Below are 16,723 nucleotides of genomic sequence, written 5' to 3' on the forward strand. Positions count from 1 at the left end.
TCGATATCACCACCAGCCGAGCGGAGCCGACATGCCCAAGACAATGGTTCACATTGACGTCATCCAGACCGCGATCCAACTTGCCTGCCGGGCACCGTCTTTGCATAACACGCAACCGTGGCGCTGGATTGCCGACCTTGGGTCCGGGCCGGGCGATCTGCACCTGTATCTGGACCGCACCCGATGTGTCACACGAACCGACGGTGCCGGACGCGAGGCAATCATCAGCTGCGGGGCAGCGCTGGATCATTTCCGGGTCGCGATGGCATCGGCCGGCTGGATGTCCCGCGTGGAGCGGATCCCGGACCCCGACAACCCGGACCATCTGGCCGCCATCACCTTCTCCCCCAGCTCCGTTGTGGTGGTGGGGGATCGTCGGCGTGCCGACGCGATCCTGCAGCGGCGGACCGACCGTCTGCCCTTCGAGGCTCCGCCCAACTGGTCGCAGTTCGCCCGAATGCTGAACGCGGTGATCGCCGACAGGACGGTCATCTTGGACGTGATCGATGACATCACGCGGCCGAAGTTGGCCGACGCATCGGCACTCAGTGACGCGCTGCGCATCTACGACTCCGCCTACCAGACCGAACTCGACTGGTGGACAGCACCGTTCGCCTTGAACGACGGAGTTCCGCGCAGCGCGCTGGTCTCGGCGACCGAGAGCGATCGCGTCGATATCGGCCGCACCTTCCCCGTCGTGACGGAACGGACCTCACGGCCCGGCCTACGGGAGGACCAGGCGCGGGTGCTGGCGTTGTCCACGGCCAGAGATACCCCGAAAAATCTCCTGCGCTGCGGCGAGCTGCTCTCGGAAGTACTGCTGGAGGCGACGCTCGCCGGCATGGCCACCTGCACCATCACCCACATGCTGGAGCTGACCGCGAGTCGAGAAGTCGTCGGCACCGCCATCGGCAGGACGCACCCGCAGGCGTTGATCCGGGTGGGGATGGCGCCACCGTTCGGTCGTATCCCGCCACCGACACCACGCCGGTCCCTTGCCGATGTGTTCGAGATTCGCGGCTAGCGCACGGCCATGAGCGAAGTCCGTGCGCGCGGATCCGCGGTGGTGGTCGGTATCGACGGGTCACGGTCGGCGGTCCGGGCCGCGCTCTGGGCAGTCGACGAGGCGCTGCACCGCGGAGTGCCGCTACGCCTGGTTCATGTGGCACCTCAGCCCGAGTTCCCGGAGTTCAGCCACGAACGCAGTCCCGCCGGGACGGCCGTGCGACACGTGTTCCGTGAGATCGGCGCCACCGGCAAGCCGGTGAAGATCGAGGCCGAGATCCGGCATGGCCGAGTGGCTGACGTGCTGTTGGACGCCTCACGCAGCGCCGTCATGCTCTGCGTGGGAGCGATCGGCATCAGCGGCTCCGACACCCGCACGGTCGGGTCCACCGCCGCCGAGGTTCTCCCGTCGGCGCGCTGCCCGGTCGCGGTGATCCGTGACGGCCAGTCACCACTCGGCACGACTCCCGCGGTGGTGGTGGAGATCGACGAGTCGCACGAGTCGGCAGCCTCCTTGGAGCTGGCCGCTCACGAAGCACGGCTGCGCGGTGCGCCGATGCGTGTCCTGCTGCGCCATCGCCCGACCGCGCGGTCCGGCCAACGGGTCGCCACCCTGCCCCGCGGCGACCGTCGCATGGCAGCAGTCCAGGTGGAGCGGCGTCTGGCGCCGTTGCGGGTGCGGTATCCCGATCTGGACATCCGCGCGCTCGATCCGGTGGGCGGCACGCTGGACTACCTGGAACGCCATGGGCATACCGTGCAGCTGGTCGTCGTCGGGGCCGGTGACACGGCTCATGTGCAGGAATTGGTCGGCCCCAACGGGTCCGGTGTGCTTGGCCGGACGCACTGCTCGGTGCTGATCGCGGCGCGCCAGCGGCTGTTGTAGGCCTCACCGGCGCGGTCTCGACCCCGGAAATGCAATCAGGCCCCCTCGTGAGGGGGCCTGAGCAGTGTGGCGGGTGCAGGATTCGAACCTGCGTAGGCGTAAGCCGACGGATTTACAGTCCGCTCCCATTGGCCGCTCGGGCAACCCGCCTTATCAGACGATGCAGGATACAACGATAGGGTCGGGCCAACGCAAACCGACTGGATACGGAACATACGAAGAGCAGAAAGAGGGAGCAGTCATGGCGGATTCATCATTCGACATCGTGAGCAAGATCGATCGCCAGGAGGTCGACAACGCGCTAAACCAGGCGGCCAAGGAGCTGACCACTCGCTTCGATTTCCGCGGCACCGACACCACCATCGCCTGGAAGGGCGAAGAGGCCATCGAACTGGTGAGCTCCACCGAGGAGCGCTTGAAGGCGGCCGTCGACGTCTTCAAGGAGAAGCTGATCCGCCGCGATATCAGCATGAAGGCCTTCGACGCCGGTGACCCGCAGCCCAGCGGCAAGACCTTCCGGCTCACCGGGACCCTCAAACAGGGCATCGACGCCGAGAACGCCAAGAAGATCAACAAGCTCATCCGCGACGAAGGCCCCAAGGGCGTCAAGTCGCAGGTCCAGGGCGAAGAGATCCGGGTTTCGAGCAAGAAGCGCGATGACCTGCAGGCCGTCCAGTCACTGCTGAGGGGCTCCGACCTCGATATTGCGTTGCAGTTCGTCAACTACCGGTAAGACGATGGTCCGATGATTCCCGCCGTGACCCCCGCGCATCTCATCGGTTTCGCGGTGGTGGCGTACGCGCTCATCGTGATCCCCGGGCCGAGCGTGCTGTTCACGGTGGGCCGCTCGCTGAGCCTGGGCCGTCGATCCGGCCTGGTGAGTGTGTTGGGCAACACGGCCGGCACCGCCGTGTTCCTGGTGCTCACGACGGCCGGGCTGGGCGCACTGCTGGCCGCCTCCTCCTGGGCGCTCACGGCCGTGAAGCTGGCCGGCGCGGCTTACCTGATTTACCTTGGCGTGCAAGCATTCCGAGACCGCAAGTCACTCGTTGAGGCGCTCAACGCCCGCCAGCCCGCCGCCGTCGGCCGGCAGCGGGTATTCCGGCAAGGGTTCCTCGTCGGTATCACCAACCCGAAGACCGCGCTGTTCTTCGCCGCGGTGCTGCCGCAGTTCGCCGACCCGTCTGTGGGCTCGGTCACGGCGCAGATTTTTGAGTTCGGCCTGGTGTTCGTCGCGATGGCCATGGTGTCCGACAGCTGCTGGGCGTTGCTCGCCGCCAGCGCCCGCGATTGGTTCGCGCGTTCGCCCCGCCGGCTGGAGGCGGTGGGAGGCGCCGGCGGCCTCATGATCGTCGGGCTGGGTGCCGGCGTGGCGATCTCGGGCACATCGTCCTGACCCCTGCCCCGCCATCGACACGCCGCGTTTCGGCGGAGCTACTCGCGAAACGCGTCAGAAACCGGAGTCTCGGCGGCAGGCCCCCAGCAGCGCGGCCAGCAACTCGCGATCGGGCCGATACGGGGTGTTGAAGCCCAACCGGTGCACCAGATCGCCGTAGCGGCGTGCTAATTCGTGCGCACCCTGCGCGGCGTCGGTGACGGTGATGGCCGCGGTGTCGACGAACTCGTCGTCGATCAGAGTGGCCATCGCATCCCATTCACCTTGTTTGGACAGCTCTTTGAGTTTCGGCCCGACATCCGCTCGGCCGTGCAGTTCCAGCACCGGCCAGTAGGCCGGTGTGGATCCGTAAAACGCCAGCTGTTTGCGCACCGCTGCGCGCGCATGTACCAGCTCGGCGTCGTCGCGCCCGATGACGATCATCGGCGAGTGGTGGATCTGGATGTCGGCGAGCGTCTTTCCGGCTTTCGCGGCGCCGCGGTCCAGGGTCGGTCGCGTGACCTGCGCAAGGTAGTCGGGTGTACAGAACGGGTGTGACATGAACCCGTCGGCCACTTCGCCGGCCACCGCTGTCATCCCACTGCCGACACCGGCCAGCCAGATCGGCGGCGGGCCAAAGGCGCTCACCTCAGCCGGATCGGGCATGAACATCGGCGTCATGAGGGTGTTCTGGTAGAACTCGCCGCGATAGTCCAACGCTCCGCGCTCCTGCCACGACTGCCAGATGGCGCGCACCGCGAGCACCATGTCCCGCATCCTCGCGGCGGGACTGCTCCACGGCATGTCGAACCGGCGGGTGATGTGCGGTTTGATCTGCGTGCCGAGCCCCAGGATGAATCGGCCGCCCGAGTACGCCTGCAGATCCCAGCCAATATTGGCCAGCAACATGGGATTTCGCGCAAATGCGACAGCGATCGAAGTGCCCAGCACGACATCCTTGGTGTGCTCGGCCGCCAGCAGTATCGGCAGGAAGGGGTCGTGCGCACCTTCGAAGGTCCAGATGCCGGCGTACCCGGATTCCTCGGCCTCGGAGGCATCGGTGGCCATGGTGTTCAACCCGGTTGTGAGCGTCACGTCGATCAACACCTCACTCATATTGCCGAACTGCATATTGGAGGCGCACAGGGCCCATACCCTGGCGAGCATGGCAGCACTTCGTGAACCGCAAGTCGTCGTCCTCGGTGGCGGATCCTGGGGCACCACAGTGGCCTCGATCGTGGCGCGGCGCAGTCCCACGCTGCAGTGGGCCCGATCCCCCGAGACTGTCGCCGATATCAATGAGCGGCACCGTAATTCGCGGTACCTGACCGATGAGGTGGAGCTGACCGAGAGTCTGCGCGCCACGTCGGATCTGCACGAGGCCGTCGAACAGGCCGATGTGGTGATCATGGGGGTTCCCTCACACAGCTTCCGCGAGGTGCTCACCGAGATCGGGCAATCCCTGCGCCCGTGGGTGCCCATCGTCTCCTTGGTGAAGGGCCTCGAGCAGGGTTCACGGATGCGGATGTCGCAGATCATCGAGGAAGTACTCCCCGGGCATCCAGCGGGCATTCTGGCCGGCCCCAACATCGCCAAGGAGGTGGCCCGCGGATATGCGGCCGCCGGTGTGGTCGCGATGCCCGATCAGCACCAGGCGGACCGCCTGGGCGAGCTTTTCCGCACCTCACGCTTTCGCGTGTACAGCACCAATGACGTAGTGGGCGTCGAGATGGCGGGCGCACTCAAGAACGTCTTCGCCATCGCCAGCGGGATGGGCTACGCGATCGGGATCGGCGAGAACACACGCGCCATGGTGATCGCCCGGGCCCTGCGCGAGATGACCAAACTCGGGGTGGCCATGGGCGGCGATCCCGAGACGTTCCCCGGCCTGGCGGGGCTGGGCGACCTCATCGTGACCTGCACGAGCCCCAGCAGCCGCAACCGGCACGTGGGTGAGGAGATCGGCAAGGGCAAGACCATCGATGAGATCATCGAATCGATGAATCAGGTCGCCGAGGGGGTAAAGGCATCCTCGGTGGTGATGACCCTTGCCGAGGAGTACGGCATCCAAATGCCGATCGCCCGCGAGGTCGACGGAGTGATCAATCACGGCTCCACGGTGGAGCAGGCCTACCGCGGGCTCATGGCCGAGACGCCCGGCCATGAGGTACACGGCACCGGATTCTGATCACGCCGGCAAGTACTCGGGCTTCACCACATCGCGCAGCTCGGACAGCGCAACCCGGCTCTGCATCGGTCCCTCGGCATAGGACGCCACTCGGTACGGCTCGAACGAGAACAGCAGCGCGTCACCGTCCAGCGAAAAGTCCTTGAAATTCCCCGGTTCCGGATCCGTTCCGGTGTCGACGAATTCGGTGCCGATACCGCCGAGCTGTGCACGCAGGTCGCGCCGGACCAGCGCCGCGACCTTCGGCAGCGCGGCCGCGGGATCGATCAACAGCGTGTCCAGGGTGATGGGCCGTTTGGTGGTGCGGTCGAAGGCGAGGGTGCGAAACGCGAACCCCGGGTGATAGCCACCAAGTGACTCGCTGATCGAGAACCGCACGCTATCGGAGGGATGCACGCCCTTGCCCTGATACGCCTCAAAGCTGAGCTGAAGCGCCCAGGGCTTTCCCTCGGGTGGGGCGCCGGCGCGTTCGACGGACTTGCGGAAGCTGGCGCGAACATCCGCCACGGTGTCATCCACCGCCCGCTGCAGTTCGGGAAACGACGAATCCCATTGCACGGGAATCACCAGATGCTGCGTCGCCTGCGGCGTGGCCTCGTCGATGACGCAGCCTTGTGCGGCGTCCCAGCGGCCGCCGTGTTTCGGGCACGCGGCCTCGCCGCTCGGATCGACGCGGACAGTGGGCGATGCCGTGGCGGATTCCGACGCGCTGGTGGACTCCGGGGCGGATGTTTCCCTGGGCGCCTCTCCCCGATCACAACCGACGAGGACGACACCGCACAGGACGGCGGTCAGTAGGTACCCGAAACGCATGGGAACCAATCTAACCGGCCGCTACGTCGTGTAGCTGCCACCCGGGCCTACCACGAAGCCGTTCTGCCAGCGATTGTTGACGCAGGTCAGCGTGCCGCCCCCATCCAGACCGCAACTCACTTCGCGGTAGCTGAGCCGGGATCCCGGCGGCAGTGGCTTGAACGGCTCGCCTCCGAGGCCGTAGATCGGCCGATCGGTGCTCGCGAAACCGGGGGCATTGCTGCCGCTGACGAGGTTCGCTCCGTTGGGAGCCCCGGGCAACGGACCGCTGCAGCCGTAGCTCGCGTCGGCGCGCTTGATCAGACAGGAGATTCCACCGGGAATGGTGAAGCCGTACGCGGTGTCGGCCAACGTGCTGTACTCCAGCGGCGACACCGGGGTGAGTCCGTTGACATTCGGAAGCCCGGACGGGTCAAGGGGATTCGGGGTGTCCGGATCGGCGGTCGCCGTGCCTGCCAACATCACGGCAGCGACGACGCCGGTCACAGCGCCAAGGATGGGCAGGATACGCATCCCGTGACCATATCCAAGTTCGCGCGCGATCTCGCGGCTACTGGTCGAAGGCGATATCGACACTGTCCGTGACCGGAATGGCCTGACATGCGAGGGTCAACCCCATCGCGAGGTCAGCCTCGACCAGGGTGTCGTTGCGCAGCATCCGCACCTCGCCGCGGCGCACGGTACAGGCGCACGCACTGCACGCACCTTCGCGGCACGAGTACGGCGCGTCGATGCCCTGCGCGAGCAGCACATCGAGCAGCGGGGTGTTCCTGGGCCACTCGACGGTGACCTGTGTGCCGTCGAGCTCCACAGTCGCCCGGGCCGCATCCTCGCCACCGTGCGGGATGACGATGTCGGCAAACGGGTCACCGGAGAGGGACTGGTAGAGCTCGATGTGAATGTGCTTGGCGGGCATTCCGACGGCCGACAACGCGGCCCGGGCCTCCGTCATGAACGGTGCGGGGCCGCAGATGTACGTGCTGTACCGCGTGTAGGCGGTGAACATCTCGGACATGGCGTCGCGGGTGGGCAGGCCGCGTTCGGCTTCGAGCCAGTGCACGACGCGCAGCCGATCCGGGAATTCCACCATGATGTCGTCGATCTCGGCGCCGAAGATCACGCTCTGCTCGTCGCGGTTCGCGTAGAAGAGATACACGGTTCCCGCACCACCGAGCAGCACCGACTTGGCGATGGACAGCATCGGGGTGATGCCGCTTCCGGCGGCAATCAGCAAGAAGTCGCCGTCCAGCGAGCGCGGAACGAAGACCCCGGAGGGAGTCAGCACGGTGATGTGGTCTCCAACACCGACGTTGTCGCACAGCCAGTTCGACGCATACCCGCCGTCGGTGCGTTTGATGGTGACCACGAGGTCGTCGTCAAGGTGCGGTGAACTGGACAACGAGTAACAGCGGGCCACCGAGCCGGTCCGCTCACTGGGGACCTTCAGCGTCAGAAACTGGCCCGGCCGGTAGCGGAAAGCGTCGACGAGTGCATCCGGCACTTCGAACACCAGGGAAACGGCATCCCCTGTCTCCCTGATGATCTCGACGACCTCGAGAGAGTGAACATGAGGATTTCCGGTCACCCTGCGCGCGTCGGGAGTAGCGATGTCTGTCATCGGCCGCCGCCTAGAGCTCGATACCGAAGCGTGCCGCGATCTTTTTGCCGACCCCGTACTTGCCGATTCCATAGAAGGGCGCCATCAGGTCCCCGTAGCGCGGTCCGATGACGCGCGGTATGGCGTCGAACACCCTGGCATCGGGACCGATCAACACGCGTGGCCGATTCTTCTCCACCCCACGCAGAATGATCCGTGCGGCCGAGTCCGGCCGGGTGATGGCCGCGAGCTGGAATCCTTTCCGGACGGTTTCCCGGTCGACGCCCTCTGGGATACCGCGCGCGCTCGATGCGATGTTGGTCTTGATGCCACCGGGGTGCACACAGGTGACACCGACGGGGTACTTCGCCGCCCGGATCTCCTGACGCAGCGCCTCGGTGAAGCCGCGAACAGCGAATTTCGCTGCGTTATAGGCACTCTGGGAAGGTATACCCATAAATCCAAACACCGACGACACGTTGACGAGATGACCGTCGCCGGACTCGATCAGATGCGGCAGGAAGGCCTTGGTGCCGTGGGCGACTCCCCAGAAGTTGATATTCATCAACCAGTCGAAGTCATCCCATTCCATGTCCTTGACATCGGCCGAAAGCGCCACCCCGGCGTTGTTGAACACCAGGTTGACCTGACCGAACTCGCTCTTGACGTCGGCGGCATGGGCGTAGACGGCGCTGCGGTCGGCGACATCGAGTTCGAACGGGATCGCGGTCGCACCTGCTTTCTCGCAACGTCCCGCGGTGTCGGCCACCCCGGCGGTGTCGATGTCCGAGAGTGCCAGCCGCGCACCGCGCTGCGCCAGTGCCAACGCCAGGCTGCGGCCGATACCCGAACCGGCACCGGTGATTACGGCGACCTTGTTGTCGAAGTCCTTCATCGTTTCTCGCTTCTGTGGGACGGGGAAAACGGCTAGTTTGTGGCCATGCTCGGCGACGTCTGCCGGGGCCCGTTCACCAGGGGAACGGTCTTGCGAACAGCCGGGCGCACCGCACCCTCGAACTCGTACTCGGTGGGGTCGACTTTTCTTGTCTGCGACCAGTATTCGAAGGTGAATCCCGACCACAGTGTCCGGTTCTTGCCATGCTCATCGAGGTACCAGCTCTGGCAACCGCCGCTATTCCACACCGAGCCCTCCAGCTTGCGTTGGACCTCGGCATTGAAGCGGTCCTGGGCCTCGCGGGTGGGCACAATCGCCTGGGCGTACGCCTCGTCGACGCGTTTGATCGCCTCGGTGACGTAGTGGATCTGCGATTCGATCATGAACACGATCGAGTTGTGGCCCAGGCCCGTATTGGGCCCGAGGAGGAAGAAGAGGTTGGGCATGCCGGCGATGGTGATGCCGCGGTGAGCGGCGACCCCTTCCCTCGACCAACGGTCGCCGAGGTCCTCACCGCGCTGCCCCTTCAGGTCCAGATACTTGTACGAGTCGGTGACGTGGAAACCGGTGCCGAAGATGATGGCGTCGACCTTGCGTTCTATCCCGTCACTGGTGATGACGCCGTCCGCGGTCACCCCGGTGATGGACTCGGTGACCAATTCCGTTTTCGGGTTATCGATGGCCTTGTAGTACGTCCCAGATCCCAACAGGCGCTTGCACCCCGCGCGGTAATCGGGTGTCACCTTCCGGCGTACTTCTGGATCGGAGATCTGGCTCTTGATGTACGCACGGCCGAGCAGCTCAACACCTTTCAACAAGGCAGGCCTGCGATTCATCGCGTACGCACCGGCCTCTGCGCCGAAGTACATGCTGCTGCGGAACAGCGCGCGCAGGCCGGGAACACTCGCGAACGCCCGTTTGGCCAATGTGCCGAACTCGACATTGGTGCGTGGCAGCACCCACGGCGGAGTGCGCTGAAACAGCTTCAGCTCACCGACCTTCCCGACAATCTCGGGGACAAACTGAATAGCGCTGGCGCCCGTACCGATTACCGCGACCTTTTTGCCGGTCAGGTCGAAGTCATGGTTCCACTGCGCCGAGTGGAAGACCGGTCCCTCGAAGCGGTCAAGGCCCTCGATCCCCGGGATGCTCGGGATGTGCAGGGCACCGACCCCCGAGATGAGGAACTGGCAGATGTACTCCTGGCCGCTATCGGTGAAAACGTGCCAGCGGTACTCGTCCTCGTCCCAGTACCCGCGGGTGACGCGTGTGTTGAAGGTGACGTGCCGATAAAGGCCGTATTTGGCGGCGACTTCCTTCAGGTAGTCAAAGATCTCGGGCTGCCGGGAGAAAAGCTGTTCCCAGTTCGATCGCGGCTCGAAGGAGAAAGAATACAGATGGGTAGGCACATCACATGCCGCACCGGGATAGGTGTTATCGCGCCATGTTCCGCCTACCTCGCCTGCCTTCTCAAGGATGAGGAACGGTACTCCCATTCTCTGCAAGGCAATTCCCGCGCCAATGCCCGAGAACCCCGTGCCGACAATCAACGCGCGAATGCGGATGGGCTCCGACGAACCGCTATCGTCTGCGGTTCCGGGTTGCTCCTCTTCGCGCGATGCTTCGGTAACAGTCATGTGGTGCAATCTCTTTCTGTTTCACGGGTGGACCCTGGACATGGCTGAACCTGGCTCATTGCACCGGCAACGAGCCAGTTCGATTGCCGCGCTTACCGCGCCTTGATCTCGGCCAAAATGTCTTCGGGCATCGCGCGGGACATCCGCAGCAGTCGGCCGGTGAATTTGCCGTCCAGGAAACCGATCTCGTGCATGAAACGCATCAGGGGCTCCGAAACCCAGGTCGCATTTTCGCGATAATGCGGGGAGGTCAGGAAGGTAAACAAACCACGGAGAGGATGGATTCCCACCGACCGGTAGGCCTTCGGATTGAAGAGCACCGGATAGATACCGATCACGGACAGGGCGAAGACCGCTCGATGGAACGCGTTGGAAACCGGTCCCCGCTCGGCGATCTGTCGGACCAGTTCCTCACGCGCATAAGTGATATGCCGCGCCTCTTCCAGCACGTGGATCTTCATGAGCTGACGGGCATGCGGCTGCACCGTCTCATCCATCATCGTTTCCCGCTGCGCACGGTCCAGCACCTCCTCGACCAGCAGCAGGGTGCCGAGCCCCGAGGGGCCCAGTGGTACCAAACCGAGGAGCCGGATGACGCGCGTCGCGAACTTCGGATAGGTGTACGGCTCGATGCCGAGCTTATTCACCAGGCGGCCAAACATGGTGGAGTGCCGTGCTTCTTCGCTGATCTCGGTCAGCGCATAGCGGCCGTGATCGGTCGCTCCCCCATTCTGCTCGACAACCTGCCGCCACAGCATGGCGCTGAGACCGGTCTCGACGTAGATACCGAAGCTCAACACGGAGCCCAGCTCATGGCGCGTCAGCTCGATGCGCTGTTCCTGAGTCAGCTTGTCCCACAGCTTGGTGCCGTACAGCGACGTCCGGCGCGGCGTGGCCCAGTACAAGCCGGGCACCACCGGGGCGTCCCAGTCGATATCGACCTCGCCGTCGTAGGCGCGTTCCGCGGCCGACCGCAACAGCCGTTGCGCGGTCTTCTCCCGATCCCCGACGGACTTGCCCCGTACCGACGAGGCGCCGGCCTCGTGCAGAGCCCTTGGCTGGTCGATGGTCGTCATTGATCCCGCCCTCCCGTTTTATTCATTACTTTAAGTATCCGTTACTCTTCATACCGCTAACCTGAGTCTCATCCTCGCGCGCCGGTTTGTCAATGCCTCACGCGACGTCAAAGAAGCCCATGACCTCCGAGAATCGCCCGTGCAGCAGCAGTTCTGAACATCCCCGCACCCTCGGCGACGTCGAAGTATCGACCCAGCAGCACCACATTCCGGTGGCGAATTTTCTCGCTGCGCGCGGCCGCGCGGCGCCCCCTCCTCGAGGTCAGGCCCACGCCGGCGTAGACCTGCGGCCGGACGATCAATGACGTCACCAACACCGTCAGCAGCGCGAGTGATACGTCCGCCCAGGCCGCCGGGAGGTACTTGCGGGTGTCCGTAGCTCGGTACAGCTCGTCCTCGGCGAACTCGAGCTGACGACGGCTGACCAGAACACAGATCTTCGCGACCTGCCGGACCACTGGCTGAGCCAGCTCATCGGCCTCAAGCTCGCCCATCAACTCATGAATCAGTCTGTGCAACAACAGAACGAAACCGCGCCCCAGCGGGCCGTGCGGAATGAGCGGAACGCAGAACCGCTGCAGACGCTGCACCACCATGGGAGCGGGCTGCAGCTCCAGCCCCGTTTTGTTGATCAGCCGGCCGACCATGGTGGCGTTGCGGCTGATATCGCGGACACTGGCCAACAGGAACCGTGTGTAATCGTCGGCCAGGGTGTTGCCCTCGATGACATCGCGGAACATCAGCGACGCCAGTGCGCCCTGTGCATCCATCACGAAACTGAGCAGACTGACCAGCTCTCGGCGCGCCAATTCCCCTTGCTGCGCAACCGAAAGCGCATCCCACTCCGATGTGCCATAGATCGATACCCGAGGTGCGGCCAGCCAGTGCTTGCCCGAGTCCAGCGGCGCATCCCAATCGATATCCAGCTCGGGGTCATAGCTGAGTTCCGTCGCCTCGAAGAGCAGCCTGCGAGCGGTCTTCAGTCGATCGCCCACTCGCCGCCGCCGAGTAGGCACCTCGCCATCGACCGTGGTGGCCGGGGTGAATTCACGGTCGGCGTAATTGATGTCTTTGTAACTGCTGGACGTCACGTCACTGCCTTCTGATCAGCCAAGATCAAGTATCCGTACCCAAAAGTATGGGGTACTGTTTGTTACGACAATGTCAGCGAGTCTGTCGGGGCGGTGTCCCGATTGTCAAGAGGCAACCAAGCCGGACGGAGAGTCATGAGCCTGCCCCGCCAGGACGACGCCAACAGCGTCTTCACCCACAGCCCGCACGACGATTCGGACTACATCGGCGAAGCGACAGTGACCGTTCGCGGTGTCGACATCCCGGTCGAGCTGGAACTGAAGGGCTATAGCGAGCCGATCGACGGCGTCTTCCGCTGGATCGGCCGTATCAGGCCGAACGACCAGCTGAGCGCGATCGTCGGAGACGAGGCGCGCGTCAAGGCAACCATCCGCACCACACACAGCGCCCGCGATGCGTTCATCGGCGACCCCGACCCATGGAATCGGTACCGAGTCATCGGGAAGAGCACTCCACCGTTCCACGTGCCCACCGATCTCTCGGAAATCCAAGCAGAATAAGGGCTTTCGCCCTTAACGTGCCCGCGCACGGATGAGTGCAATCAGCTCATGCTCAACCTCGCGCAGCGGCTGTACCGAGTGCGCGGCCTGCGCCTGCAACAGCGCACCTTCGATCGCGCTGACCGTGAGCGATGCCAGGCTGTCGACGCCTTCGGTCACCCCCGAATCACGAAAGGACTCCGCCAGCCGGGCCCGCATCGCCACGAAGGCATCGTGCGCCGCGGCACGGATTTGCCCCTCCCCCGGCCCGGCGAGCGCGGCCGCGGCGTGGGGGCAGCCGGTGTCGAAATCGTGGGTCTCGAGCTGTTTGACCCACCATGCGATGAACTTCGTCAGGAGGTATTCGGCGTCTCCCCGGACCCGCAGCGCGTCCAGGAATCCGTTGGCAAGCTCCGACGCCTCGCGCTCGGCCGCCGCGATGAGCTCCGCCTTGCCCTCCGGGAAGTGCTGATAGATGGAGTTACGCGCAGTGCCGCTGCGTTTCAGCAGGTCAGCAAGGCCGGTGGCATGCACCCCGCGTTCACGCATCATCGCGATCGCACTGTCGATCAGCCGTTGCCGTGGACCCGGTGTCACCTCGTCCTCCTCACCCGATATGGACCAATCGGTCCATGCCCTGCTACCGTCGGCATGGACCAATCAGTCTACGCGGAAGGGTGGCCATGACCACGGAAATCGAGAACCTGTCCGGACTGGAGCTACTGCGCAGCATGGGCGGGACGGTGGAGGGGATGCCTCCCATGGCCCGTCTGCTCGGGATGCAGCTGGAGGAGATCGAGTTCGGGTCGGTCTCGTTCAGCGTGGTGACCCGGCCTGATTTCGCCAATCCGCTGGGCACCTTGCACGGCGGTATCTGCGCCACGCTGCTCGATTCGGTGCTGGGCTGTGCCGTGCACTCCACCCTGGAACCCGGAATCGGTTACGGGACACTCGAACTCAAGGTCAACTACGTTCGGACCGTCCCCGTCGACGGCGAACGCCTGATCGCCACGGGCACCGTGCTGCACCCGGGACGCCGAGTGGCGACGGCCGAGGGCAAGGTCGTGGACTCCCAGGGCAGGTTGGTAGCGCATGGCACCACCACTGTCATGGTGTACCGCTGATGAGCGCGCGCGAAGAGGATCGGGCGATGATGAGCGGCTCGCGCGAAGAAGGTCGAGCACAAACGAGCGCCGACGACTTCACGCGCGCTTCGGCGGCCATTGAGGCGCTGATCGCGGCGGTGCACCCGGACCAGTGGGATGCCGAGACGCCGTGTGCGGAATGGAATCTGCGCCAGTTGGTGGACCATCTCGTCGAGGTGAACTACTCACTGGCCGAACGCTTCGGTGGCCCCGGCGGAGACACCTGCGACGACCCGGCGGCCGCCTACCGCCGATCAGCGCAGGCGCTGAGTGACGCGCTGGCACGTCCCGGCGTGCTGGATCAGACCTATCCCGGCCCATTCGCGCACACCACCGGCGAAAGGCAACTTCAGGTCCGCATGGCCGACCTGGTGACGCACGGCTGGGATCTGGCGCAGGCCACCGGAATTCCCGCGGACCTGCCACTCGACCTCGTCCAGAACGCGCTCGGGTTCGTGGAGAAACTTGCCGCTGCATTCGCCCGGTCGGGGAAGTTCGGTACCCCGCAGCCCGTTGCCGCGGATGCGCCGATACTCGACCGGCTGGCAGCGCTGAGCGGACGTCCGGTCGGGTAGTCCATCGAGGCTAGAAGCGGGCCATAGCCTCAAGGCGCGCAATGCGATCGGCCATCGGGGGATGCGTCGAAAACAGCGACGCCATCCGGTCACTGGCCCGGAACGGGTTGGCGATCATCAGGTGCGACTGACTGGCCAGCTGTGGTTCGGGCGGCAGCGGTGCGGCCTGCACCCCGCCGGAAATCTTGCGCAGCGCCGAGGCCAGTGCCAGCGGATCACCCGTCAACTCGGCACCGGACTGGTCGGCCTGATACTCGCGCGAACGAGACACGGCCATCTTCACCACCGTGGCGGCAATGGGCCCTAGCATCGAAACCAAAAACAGCGCAAAGGGATTGGGACGGTCCTCGTCACCGCCGCCGAAGAAGTTCATGAACATCGCCATATTGGCCAGCCCCGAGATGACGGCGGCCAGAGCTCCAGCGACACTGGAGATCAGGATGTCGCGGTTGTAGACGTGTGAGAGTTCGTGGCCCAGCACCGCGCGCAATTCACGCTCACTGAGCAGTTCGAGAATGCCGGTGGTGCAACACACCGCAGCGTTGCGGGGATTGCGGCCCGTGGCGAACGCATTGGGCGCATTGGTATCGCTGATGTACAGCCGGGGCATCGGTTGGCGAGCGACGGTCGCCAGCTCCCGCACGATCCGGTACATGGCGGGCTGCTGCAACTCGGTCACCGGCTGGGCATGCATGGCGCGCAGCGCCAGGGTGTCGCTCTTGAAGTACACATACGCGTTCATGCCCACGGCGAACAGAACCGCCAGCAACAAGATGCTCGGGCTGTGAAACAGCGAGCCGATGAACACGATCATCGCCGACATGCCACCCAGCAGCAGCACTGTCTTGAGCCCGTTGGCGTGGCTAGATCCTGCCGCCGGCATGTTCATCCTCCTCGTTACTCGGTGTCACTCAAGCTAACGAAGAAGGGGCCGCTCGGGTTCCAGGCGCGCTACCCGTGACGGCGAACGGTGTACTCGATGAGCACAGCCAGCGCGTCGCGGGCACCACCCGGTGGCAGCTCCACCAGCTCGGCCTTGGCACGGTCGGCGTAATCGATGACCACGGCCTTGGCTTGCGTGAGTCCGTTGGAGGCCCGCAGCAGGGTGAGCGCCTCCTCCACCTCGGCATCGTCGGCGATGGGCGCCGCCAGCAGGGTGCGCAGCCGGTCGGAGCCGGGACCGGTATCGCGCAGGGCGTACAGCATCGGCAAGGTGTGCACTCCCTCACGCAGGTCCGTGCCGGGTGTCTTGCCCGACTCGTCGGTGAGGCTCTCGATGTCGATGATGTCGTCGGAAATCTGGAAGGCGGTGCCGACGATGGCGCCCAGGCGGCTCAGCCGTTCGATCTGCTCCTCATCGCAGCGCGACGTCATCGCGCCAAACCGACCCGCCGCCGCGATCAGTGACCCGGTCTTCTCGTGGATGACCTTGAGGTAATGCTCGGTCTCGTCACCGCCCACGGGCACCCCGACGGTCTCACGCATCTGGCCGGTAACCAGCTCGGCGAATGTCTCGGCGACGATACGCACGGCCGCCGGACCCAGCCGGGATACCAGCCGGGAGGCTGTGGCCAGCAGATAGTCCCCAGCGAGGATCGCCACGTTGTTGCCCCACCGCGCGTTGGCGCTGGGCACTCCACGGCGCTTCTGCGCCTCGTCCATGACATCGTCGTGGTACAGCGTGGCCAGATGGATGAGCTCGCACACCGCACCGGCGAGGATCACCTCGTCGTTGTCCGGATCGGGCCCGGTCTGCGCCGCCAACACCGTGAACAGCGGGCGGAAACGCTTACCGCCGGCGTGGAAAAGGTGCAGCACAGACTCCGTCAACAGCGGGTCCGACTGCCCCAGCTCGGTCACGATGAGGGTTTCGATGGCGGCCAAATGGTCGCGCACCTTGGCGGCGAATACGGGATCACCGAGGTCAACTCCGGCCACCGTGGTCGAGTTACTCACCGGT

Annotated in this window: 18 protein-coding genes, 1 tRNA gene and 1 pseudogene; 8 read left to right on the plus strand and 12 right to left on the minus strand. The window is 64.9% G+C overall.

The genetic code is table 11. From position 1 onward, the window contains the following. Positions 1 to 31: 31 nt before the first annotated feature. Together B4393_RS04985 and B4393_RS04990 are read left to right on the plus strand one after the other, a co-directional pair. On the plus strand, positions 32 to 1,024 hold the full coding sequence (locus B4393_RS04985) for an Acg family FMN-binding oxidoreductase (protein WP_078333178.1): 993 nt from the start codon (positions 32 to 34) through the stop codon (positions 1,022 to 1,024). A gap of 9 nt (positions 1,025 to 1,033) precedes the next feature. Continuing rightward, positions 1,034 to 1,891 (plus strand): universal stress protein, encoded by an 858-nt coding sequence (locus B4393_RS04990; RefSeq protein ID WP_078333179.1) that lies wholly within the window; start codon positions 1,034 to 1,036, stop codon positions 1,889 to 1,891. Between the two features lie 67 nt (positions 1,892 to 1,958). On the opposite strand, the gene B4393_RS04995 is transcribed toward B4393_RS04990, so the two are convergent. Next, a tRNA-Tyr gene (locus B4393_RS04995) sits at positions 1,959 to 2,041 on the minus strand. Positions 2,042 to 2,132: 91 nt separating this feature from the next. Between B4393_RS04995 and B4393_RS05000 the strand changes: the two genes are divergently transcribed. Continuing rightward, positions 2,133 to 2,624, plus strand: a complete 492-nt coding sequence (locus B4393_RS05000) for a YajQ family cyclic di-GMP-binding protein (RefSeq protein ID WP_070938448.1) — start codon at positions 2,133 to 2,135, stop codon at positions 2,622 to 2,624. Between the two features lie 12 nt (positions 2,625 to 2,636). Then, on the plus strand, positions 2,637 to 3,287 hold the full coding sequence (locus B4393_RS05005; RefSeq protein WP_078333180.1) for a LysE family translocator: 651 nt from the start codon (positions 2,637 to 2,639) through the stop codon (positions 3,285 to 3,287). 54 nt (positions 3,288 to 3,341) lie between these two features. Here B4393_RS05005 and B4393_RS05010 read toward each other — a convergent pair whose 3' ends face one another. Beyond that, the gene (locus B4393_RS05010; RefSeq protein WP_078333342.1) at positions 3,342 to 4,397 is read right to left on the minus strand and encodes a TIGR03617 family F420-dependent LLM class oxidoreductase; all 1,056 of its coding nucleotides are present in this window, start codon (positions 4,395 to 4,397) and stop codon (positions 3,342 to 3,344) included. Positions 4,398 to 4,431: 34 nt separating this feature from the next. Between B4393_RS05010 and B4393_RS05015 the strand changes: the two genes are divergently transcribed. Then, on the plus strand, positions 4,432 to 5,454 hold the full coding sequence (locus B4393_RS05015) for an NAD(P)H-dependent glycerol-3-phosphate dehydrogenase (RefSeq protein ID WP_078333181.1): 1,023 nt from the start codon (positions 4,432 to 4,434) through the stop codon (positions 5,452 to 5,454). Here B4393_RS05015 and B4393_RS05020 read toward each other — a convergent pair whose 3' ends face one another. The 7 genes from B4393_RS05020 to B4393_RS05050 all read right to left on the minus strand — a co-directional run bounded on the left by B4393_RS05020 (position 5,455) and on the right by B4393_RS05050 (position 12,563). After that, positions 5,455 to 6,267 (minus strand): RsiV family protein, encoded by an 813-nt coding sequence (locus B4393_RS05020; protein WP_078333182.1) that lies wholly within the window; start codon positions 6,265 to 6,267, stop codon positions 5,455 to 5,457. A 21-nt stretch (positions 6,268 to 6,288) separates the two neighbouring features. Beyond that, a complete protein-coding gene (locus B4393_RS05025) occupies positions 6,289 to 6,780 on the minus strand; it encodes a hypothetical protein (RefSeq protein ID WP_078280569.1) in 492 nt (163 codons plus the stop codon). 37 nt (positions 6,781 to 6,817) lie between these two features. After that, entirely contained in the window at positions 6,818 to 7,885 is a 1,068-nt protein-coding gene (locus B4393_RS05030) for a ferredoxin--NADP reductase (RefSeq protein WP_078333183.1), read from the minus strand. Between the two features lie 10 nt (positions 7,886 to 7,895). Next, positions 7,896 to 8,759, minus strand: coding sequence for an SDR family NAD(P)-dependent oxidoreductase (locus tag B4393_RS05035; protein WP_078333184.1), 864 nt, complete (start codon positions 8,757 to 8,759; stop codon positions 7,896 to 7,898). Positions 8,760 to 8,791: 32 nt separating this feature from the next. Beyond that, a complete protein-coding gene (locus B4393_RS05040; protein WP_078333185.1) occupies positions 8,792 to 10,396 on the minus strand; it encodes a flavin-containing monooxygenase in 1,605 nt (534 codons plus the stop codon). 92 nt (positions 10,397 to 10,488) lie between these two features. Next, a complete protein-coding gene (locus B4393_RS05045; protein ID WP_078333186.1) occupies positions 10,489 to 11,472 on the minus strand; it encodes an AurF N-oxygenase family protein in 984 nt (327 codons plus the stop codon). Positions 11,473 to 11,579: 107 nt separating this feature from the next. After that, a complete protein-coding gene (locus B4393_RS05050) occupies positions 11,580 to 12,563 on the minus strand; it encodes a diiron oxygenase (protein ID WP_078333187.1) in 984 nt (327 codons plus the stop codon). 135 nt (positions 12,564 to 12,698) lie between these two features. Here B4393_RS05050 and B4393_RS05055 point away from each other — a divergent pair, with 135 nt between their 5' ends. Next, positions 12,699 to 13,064, plus strand: a complete 366-nt coding sequence (locus tag B4393_RS05055) for a DUF4873 domain-containing protein (protein ID WP_078333188.1) — start codon at positions 12,699 to 12,701, stop codon at positions 13,062 to 13,064. Between the two features lie 12 nt (positions 13,065 to 13,076). On the opposite strand, the pseudogene B4393_RS05060 reads toward B4393_RS05055, so the two are convergent. After that, positions 13,077 to 13,677, minus strand: a pseudogene (locus tag B4393_RS05060) (TetR/AcrR family transcriptional regulator). 49 nt (positions 13,678 to 13,726) lie between these two features. On the opposite strand from B4393_RS05060, the gene B4393_RS05065 reads away from it, so the two are divergent. Beyond that, positions 13,727 to 14,167, plus strand: coding sequence for a PaaI family thioesterase (locus B4393_RS05065; RefSeq protein ID WP_078333189.1), 441 nt, complete (start codon positions 13,727 to 13,729; stop codon positions 14,165 to 14,167). Continuing rightward, on the plus strand, positions 14,167 to 14,763 hold the full coding sequence (locus tag B4393_RS05070) for a TIGR03086 family metal-binding protein (RefSeq protein WP_078333190.1): 597 nt from the start codon (positions 14,167 to 14,169) through the stop codon (positions 14,761 to 14,763). The genes B4393_RS05065 and B4393_RS05070 overlap by 1 nt, the downstream gene beginning before the upstream one ends. Positions 14,764 to 14,773: 10 nt before the next feature. Here B4393_RS05070 and htpX read toward each other — a convergent pair whose 3' ends face one another. Together htpX and B4393_RS05080 are read right to left on the minus strand one after the other, a co-directional pair. Beyond that, the gene (gene htpX, locus B4393_RS05075; protein WP_070939275.1) at positions 14,774 to 15,646 is read right to left on the minus strand and encodes a zinc metalloprotease HtpX; all 873 of its coding nucleotides are present in this window, start codon (positions 15,644 to 15,646) and stop codon (positions 14,774 to 14,776) included. Between the two features lie 68 nt (positions 15,647 to 15,714). After that, positions 15,715 to 16,701 (minus strand): polyprenyl synthetase family protein, encoded by a 987-nt coding sequence (locus tag B4393_RS05080; RefSeq protein WP_078333343.1) that lies wholly within the window; start codon positions 16,699 to 16,701, stop codon positions 15,715 to 15,717. Between the last annotated feature and the right edge of the window lie 22 nt (positions 16,702 to 16,723).

It is taken from the genome of Mycobacteroides franklinii, assembly GCF_002013895.1.
In the GTDB taxonomy this organism is placed as follows: domain Bacteria; phylum Actinomycetota; class Actinomycetes; order Mycobacteriales; family Mycobacteriaceae; genus Mycobacterium; species Mycobacterium franklinii.